Annotated in this window: 6 protein-coding genes; 4 read left to right on the top strand and 2 right to left on the bottom strand. The window is 39.1% G+C overall.

Features of this window, described 5'->3' with window-relative positions; genetic code table 11:
* Window positions 1–171 precede the first annotated feature (171 nt).
* Both repM and HQR03_RS13855 read left to right on the top strand, forming a co-directional pair.
* A complete protein-coding gene (gene repM / locus HQR03_RS14240; protein ID WP_173240612.1) occupies window positions 172–1,119 on the top strand; it encodes a replication initiation protein RepM in 948 nt (315 codons plus the stop codon).
* Window positions 1,120–1,167: 48 nt separating this feature from the next.
* Window positions 1,168–1,878, top strand: coding sequence for a tetratricopeptide repeat protein (locus HQR03_RS13855; RefSeq protein ID WP_173240610.1), 711 nt, complete (start codon window positions 1,168–1,170; stop codon window positions 1,876–1,878).
* 81 nt (window positions 1,879–1,959) lie between these two features.
* Here the strand turns inward: HQR03_RS13855 and HQR03_RS13850 are convergent, their stop codons facing one another.
* Both HQR03_RS13850 and HQR03_RS13845 read right to left on the bottom strand, forming a co-directional pair.
* The gene (locus tag HQR03_RS13850; RefSeq protein ID WP_173240608.1) at window positions 1,960–2,139 is read right to left on the bottom strand and encodes a hypothetical protein; all 180 of its coding nucleotides are present in this window, start codon (window positions 2,137–2,139) and stop codon (window positions 1,960–1,962) included.
* A gap of 26 nt (window positions 2,140–2,165) precedes the next feature.
* The gene (locus HQR03_RS13845) at window positions 2,166–2,708 is read right to left on the bottom strand and encodes a hypothetical protein (RefSeq protein WP_173240606.1); all 543 of its coding nucleotides are present in this window, start codon (window positions 2,706–2,708) and stop codon (window positions 2,166–2,168) included.
* Window positions 2,709–3,092: 384 nt separating this feature from the next.
* Between HQR03_RS13845 and HQR03_RS13840 the strand changes: the two genes are divergently transcribed.
* Both HQR03_RS13840 and HQR03_RS13835 read left to right on the top strand, forming a co-directional pair.
* Window positions 3,093–4,646, top strand: coding sequence for a MobA/MobL family protein (locus tag HQR03_RS13840; protein WP_173240604.1), 1,554 nt, complete (start codon window positions 3,093–3,095; stop codon window positions 4,644–4,646).
* A 2-nt stretch (window positions 4,647–4,648) separates the two neighbouring features.
* Window positions 4,649–5,473 (top strand): hypothetical protein, encoded by an 825-nt coding sequence (locus HQR03_RS13835; RefSeq protein ID WP_173240602.1) that lies wholly within the window; start codon window positions 4,649–4,651, stop codon window positions 5,471–5,473.
* The last annotated feature ends 247 nt before the right edge of the window (window positions 5,474–5,720 follow it).

Raw genomic sequence — 5,720 nt, 5'->3', positions numbered from 1 at the left:
CACCCATATAAGGACGTTTAGTTACCCATATAAGGACGTTTAGTTACCCATATAAGGACGTTTAGTTACCCATATAAGGACGTTTAGTTACCTTTTAAGGACTTATATATATTTGTCATTGTCAGGACATTGTTATATATTGTCCTTGAATATTAACAGGGAAGTGATCTTGTGAGTAAAGGTAATTTAGTCGTTAAAACAAACCAGCTTAATTCAGCTCTACAAAATCTATCGTTGCCTGAAATTCGTATTGTCCAATTGGCAATAGTTGATGCTAGAGAAACTAATACAGGGTTAAGCACCGATAAGCCATTACGTATCGATGCGTTACGCTATGCTGAGATGTTCGAAACCACACGGCAGAATGGCTATAAGCGCATGAAAGAAGCTGAGGAAACCCTATTTAATAGGCGTTTTAGTTATATTGACGATGACGGAAAGGTTATTAAGTCTCGCTGGATACAGCAAGTACGATATCTCGATGACGAGGGCGCAATTGAATTAGTCTTTACTCTCGCCGTGGTCAATGGTATTAGCCGTATTGATGGTGCAGAAAGTTTTTTCACTTCATACCTGCTTGAGCAAACCGCCAGTATGGATAGTATTTACTCCGTTAGGCTTTATGAGCTACTAGTTCAGTGGAAAGCTGCCAAACAAACACCTATGTTTGAGCTTGAAAAGTTTAGAGGTCAACTAGGTGTTGAAGTCAATGAATATAAAGCAATGTGCGATTTTAAAAAGCGTGTTTTACAAGTAGCTATTAATGAGATTAATGAAAAATCAGATATCAAAATTAGTTACGAGCAGGTTAAAAAAGGTCGCAGCATAGCTGGTTTTAAATTCGAAGTATTGGCTAAAAATAAGCTGAAGAAAGAACAACTAGGAAATAGTAGAGATGTAAATACAGCAGATATGTTCACGATTGAAGGGTTAAGTGATAAACAGCTAGGACGTATCGTTCGCAACCCTAAATTTATGGCAGAATACAATCATTTGGTAACCCCGACTAGCCCAGCTGGACAGTCGCAGCAAGGATGGGAGTTTGAGATGATTAACCGCCTAAAAAAAGACTCATCGCAGTTTACAAAGCGTCCTATTAAAGAGTATCTTGAATACTAAAACTGTCTATCAACTATATTCTATAGTACAGGCGCAGATAAGGATTATATGAGTTTATTAACAAAAAAAATGATTTATATTTTAGGGCTATCCTTTGGCTTATTATTATCTGCATGTGCTGATGATATTACTGTCAAGCCTGAAGCTGAGGAATCCAAATTAGTCAATGAAGCTGACTTACTTGATGAGGATTCTGAATTAGATATGGCGGATGCGGCTAGCCCACTTGATGATAGCCATAAAAAAAACAAGTCTCTCGCTATGAAAGGAGATGCCCAAGCTCAGCTTGAGCTTGGGTATGATTATTTGTACGGCTTTAACGTCTCTAGGGATTTAGAGCAGGCTGCCAGATGGTTGGAGGCTGCCGCTGAGAATGGGAATGCTGAAGCGCAACATAGCCTTGCTATGATGTATGATAGTGGTGAAGGCGTCGATAAAGATACGGATAAAGCTATGGAGTTGTATCTAAAATCTGCTAATCAAGGCTACGACTTAGCTCAACTCTCTCTTGCTCAAGCCTATTCTCTTGGTTATAACGACGAGTACGATACAGACTATGTTAAGGCAGCAGAATGGGCTACAAGAGCCGCTTTTCAAGAAAATGAATCAGCGCAAAGGTTACTTGCATCTTTTTATCTTCATGGCTTTGGTGTTCGACGAAATAAAACTATAGCGAAAGAATGGTATAACAGATCTTGTAGTAACGGTAGCGAGTATAGTTGCACAGAGAGCAATAAGTTAAGTGCAGAAGGATACTAACGAAATATATTTATTATGTCCGCATACAAATAAAAAAGCCCCTCTATAACAGAGGGGCTTTTTTATTTGTATGCGCACTGGTTAAGCTGCTTGTTGCTGCTTATAAGTGGTTTTTTCAAAACTAACAGCTAAAATTTCTCGCGTATTGTAACCTTTGTCGCTCATTTCTGTTAGTGCGTTCATAACGGCGCTACGTAGCGCTCCGTCCAATGCTGCTACAATTTTAGGATCGACTTTTTTAACGCTATCGAAGTTTTGCATGGTTAATTCCTTAGTTTTAGATTTGATTAAATTTTCTTGAACTCAAGCCAGTGACGGCCTAGTAAGTTCATTTCAAAACCAATATCTTTTAGAAGACTCTTATTTGAATCACTATCAATCGCTTGAATGGTTTTTTGTGCAGCATCATCACGAGCATAGATTTTAGTGACACCGAACTTAGTCGTTTGGTTGATTTGAAGCATGTTAGCTAGTACGCTAAGCAATATTTCATAATATTTTTTGTTGTACATCTCATCTTCTAAATTTGATATATGTGGTGCATGGTATATATCCATAATCTTACAAGTCGACGAAGAACCTAGTTTAGAAAAAATAATACAGACAATAGCATCTACTTTACCAGTGTCACTATCAACTACTGCCATGTAAGTATCTTTATTGTGACGTTTAGTCAAAACTCCATAGCTCTTTTGGCTTAGGATGATTTCAAAAACAGAACTACTTAACTGAATTAAACTATCACTGTTTGCTTCTAACTCTTTTATCCAAACTGCTTGGATTGCACTTATTTTATGTGCATCTAATTCTTGTAGATTGTAAGACTGCATTATGAATTCCATAGTTCACGACTATAGTGTAGCTTATAGAATTTATTACAATGTAATAAATTCTAATACTAAATACTACAGTTCAGATAATATTAACTTGCGTAATTGATAGTTGAGCGTGTTTGATTGAATAATCAGGGTAGCTAGAATAGCACGCTAATGTTAGGTTTTGTGAAATTATCTAAACGTAAACGTTCAAAGTATTATTCGCAACATCACCTTATATTCCTTTCATTGTGCTTTTAGCCCTCTGCAAGAGCGCGTTTTCGAGAACTGTGATATATTCACCTAACGGTTCATATTTCCCAATTCTCAAAACACGTTGGGGACACCCCAAACCCCAAAAAACCAAGCTCAAAATAGGCAGTCGTTATGGCGATATTCATGGCAAGCACCAAGTCAGTATCCAGAGCAAGAGGACAAAGTGCAATTGCTGCTGCTGCTTATCGTGCCGGTGATAAATTGCTCGATGAGGATAAAGATCACGGCAAGCTCCACGACTATGAAAAACGCAGCGGAGTATTAAGTGCGGATATTATTCTGCCGCCCAACTTAGCCGACGGCGAAATTGGCAGAGCCGAATTATGGAATATGGCAGAACGCAGTGAAACACGAAAAAATAGTCGCGTGGCTCGTGAATGGCTGATTGCCTTACCGCATGAATTGAGTGAACAAGAACGCAAGGATTTAGCGCATGACTTCGCCAGAACCTTAGCTGATAGATATCAGGTGATCGCAGATTGTGCGATCCATGTGCCAACCGATAAGGAAATCGAACGCGGTGCAAGTCCTCTTAACTTTCATGCCCATATCTTATTAACCACACGCACCGCCACCATTGACGATGACGGAAAAATCTATCTCACCAAAAACAAAGCCGACAGCGAAATATCAGACGATGATCGCAGAAAAAAAGGATTGCCGCGCATGAGCCATGAAGTTAAGGCAGTGCGCGAACTGTGGGAACATACAGCCAATAAGGTATTAGAAGCAAAAGGGCATCATCTGATTGATAGCCGTAGTTATAAGTCGCAAGGTATCGACCTAGTACCACAAATAAAGATGGGTAAAGATGCTACGCACATGGAGCGTAAGGGAATACCGACCACAAAAGGACAGTTTAACCGTGAAATCCTCCGATCTAATGAGTTGGTTTGGAATAAACACTTAGACGCTAACCAAAAGATTAATGATAAAGCAGATCGAACCATCGCAGACGTACCATTCATCGTCCCAGCTGCACCTAAACCTGACTTTAAGCCTAGAAAAGTTACTCAGGAGAGCATAGACAGTACCAATGATGCGGTAAACAGGCTTAAAGCGATACGACTTAACCGTGAAAGAGTACAGCAAGCAGAGCAAGAGCGCCTAAGACAGCAGCAAATAGATGCTATTGCACAAGAAAAACAAGAGCAGGCAGAACAAGAGAAGTTAGAGCGACAGCAGCGCCGAGAGCAAATACGCGAAAGAATTGCCACGGAGACAGGATTATTCAAGCATTACTACAAACAATTAGAGCAGCAACCCATTAGCGTTGATATGTCACACTTGCAGAAAATCGATACGAACAGTGAGTTTGGAAAACATCTTGCGGCTATTGTAGCTACTGACAATATCATGCAAGCCCTGACACGCTATCAAGATGATCCCAGTACCACCAAGCACCAAAGAACGCTTGCTGAGCTACAGTATGAGCGTTTAGGTAATAGCCTTATTTCACATTCAAAATCAGCGTTAGACAACGTGAAAGACTCACGACAAACTGTGTCGCAAAAGACCGATACAGCAGCATTAAAGAGCCTTTTTGATGCTATCGTACCTGAGCATAAGCAAAACCTCTCTCAAACGCAACAGGAGCGCTTACAGAGCGTCTCAGCAGCCATTAATGACCATAGCTATGATATAAATCGCAGTCGTGGCATAGGACTAGGATTTTAGATATGACCGACAACGCCCAGTCGATGCAAATAGAAGAATTGGTACTTCTTCTTCACGCGCTTATCGAACAAGATCAAGAGCTACTAGCAGACAATAAAGCTCAGGCTCAAGCTAATGAACAGTATGCACAGCAACTTTCAGCAAAGGTTAAGAAGCTAACTGAGCTATTAAAAACATATCAAGATAAAGAACAGTTAATCATAGATAACACCAGTCAGGTACTCAAAAACAACATCAATGCAGCCTTCCAAAAAAACCAAAAAGGCTATCATGATCTAATAGATCAAGGCTTTACGACCCATATAGATACAGCGACCCAAAAGCTCTCAATGGTTGCTTCTAAGGTTGAAAAGCAATTTGAGGATCTTGAGACTGCTGCTCATAACTCAAAAACTGAATTCGAGAGCAGACAGAATTTTTTCAAAACGTATGAGGATACCTACGATACTCAAAGCCGAAAAATGAAAGAGAGTGTCAACGAGACAATGACTCAAGTGTTATCAGGTACTAGAGATAAGCTTGACGAGGTAGGTAGTGACTTTAGCTATAAGTTAGCAAAAGATCTTAGCTGGAAGGTGACGGCTGTATTTGGTACGGTCTGTGTTTTAATTATGCTACTAACGTTCGGTTCAGCTTGGTTATTTGTTCCTAGTAAAGCTGAAATTTCTCAAAGGCAGTCTGAATATAATGCACTTGAGAAAGCTCAATTATTTAATAAAGTCATTCAAGCTGATGATGGTTACTATGCAGAAATAGATACCAGCAAATGTAGAAAAGATTTCAAATCTAAGTTTTGGAATAATTCTACTTGGTGCAAATTTAAGTAACTATAAACCTAATTCTAGGTAGTAAAAAATAGTCTTTTATTTTTTAGTTATTAACAACCAAAAATGCTTTTAATGCTTTTAAATGCTTTTAAATGCTTTTAAGCGCTCTGTATCCCTTGCTGCCAAAGGATTTTAGCACCCATATAAGGACGTTTAGTTACCCATATAAGGACGTTTAGTTACCCATATAAGGACGTTTAGTTACCCATATAAGGACGTTTAGTTACCTTTTAAGGACTTATATATA

The organism is Psychrobacter okhotskensis (genome assembly GCF_013248965.1).
GTDB lineage: Bacteria > Pseudomonadota > Gammaproteobacteria > Pseudomonadales > Moraxellaceae > Psychrobacter > Psychrobacter okhotskensis.
This window is presented reverse-complemented; position numbering and strand designations above follow the sequence as displayed.